The 577-nt window shown below is 60.0% G+C and carries 1 protein-coding gene; it reads left to right on the top strand.

Annotated elements, in window-relative coordinates; all coding sequences use genetic code 11:
• Positions 1-340: 340 nt before the first annotated feature.
• The coding region (locus EKL94_RS22580) for a hypothetical protein (protein WP_221768003.1) at positions 341-577 on the top strand (237 nt) is incomplete at its 3' end.

The following is a 577-nucleotide window of genomic DNA, read 5'->3' on the forward strand; positions in this document are numbered from 1 at the left end:
CGGGTTGTTCGTGGGGGCGGGCGGGGGTGGGAAAGGAGAGGGGGGGGCCCCCTTCCCCCCCGGGGACGCCGCTGGCCGGAGGTGTTTCCCCCGGGCACCCCATGCCCCGCCGTAGCCCTCGAGCGCGTCGCTCAGGCCCTGGCCCAGCGCGGGGTGCGTGGCCCGGGGCGGGTGCGGCAGCGCAAGGGCAGCGCGCTGTTGCCTTCCCCCGAGCTTCAGCGCTCCTTCCTGCGACACCTAGAGTCTTGAGGGAGTTAAATTAAACTAGGTCTATAGTTTTGGCCATCGTGCCCTCTGCTTCGCGTGGGTGAGAGCGAAAAGCCCGTCTGGAGCTCAGGTGATGATTAAGGCTTTCACCTTGCGCTCACCCAGCGGTGGGGCTATGCTGTTGTCGCTTTGGGAACTTGATCCCCAAGCGCTTACGAACGATGACCTATTCTCACCCACCGTTCAGAGGAACGGTGGTTCCCTTATAAACATCTTAGCTGCCGGCGGACCTTACCCGTTGGTATCCGGGGGGCGCCGGGACATTAAAAAAAAAAAAAAAAAAAAAAAGAAAAAAAAAAAAGAAAACAAA

Origin of the sequence: Stenotrophomonas maltophilia, from assembly GCF_003970865.1 — a bacterium.
GTDB lineage: Bacteria > Pseudomonadota > Gammaproteobacteria > Xanthomonadales > Xanthomonadaceae > Stenotrophomonas > Stenotrophomonas maltophilia_AR.